Annotated in this window: 1 protein-coding gene; it reads right to left on the bottom strand. The window is 38.5% G+C overall.

The window, feature by feature from the left end; all coding sequences use genetic code 11:
- Positions 1 to 181 precede the first annotated feature (181 nt).
- Positions 182 to 454 (bottom strand): bifunctional ornithine acetyltransferase/N-acetylglutamate synthase (locus tag ACFINS_RS10065; protein ID WP_375706184.1); only part of this gene is annotated, 273 nt, incomplete at its 5' end.

Here is a 454-nt window from a genome sequence, read left to right as displayed (position 1 = left end):
TTGATCCAATAATGCGCATGCAACGACAAGAAGAAGTGAACTTTTTCTATGCATATCACTCTCCACTAGGAATAGTAAGGATAACCATCTCTTCTACAACGCCCCCTACCCCAAGATGGAAGAATTTAAATCTCTAATCTTCTCTGAAGAAATATCCAATGTCAAATTTATAGTACATCAATTAACTTCTGTAATCGCCATTGATCATAACGTATTCTTTCGTTAAATCACAAGACCAAACAGTGGCTTTACCAGTACCTAAGCCAATATCAACACGAATTGTAATGTGTTTATTTTGCATATAAGCGCCTATTTTCTCTTCACAATATTCAGGATCTCGTTCACCATTGATCGCCAAACGATGTTCACCAAACCAAATCGTTAACAAATCACGGTCTACTTCAACACCTGCCTTACCAACTGCCATAACCACCCGTCCCCAGTTAGCATCTTC

Source organism: Bartonella sp. AA2SXKL (assembly GCF_042197205.1).
Classification (GTDB): domain Bacteria; phylum Pseudomonadota; class Alphaproteobacteria; order Rhizobiales; family Rhizobiaceae; genus Bartonella.
This window is presented reverse-complemented; position numbering and strand designations above follow the sequence as displayed.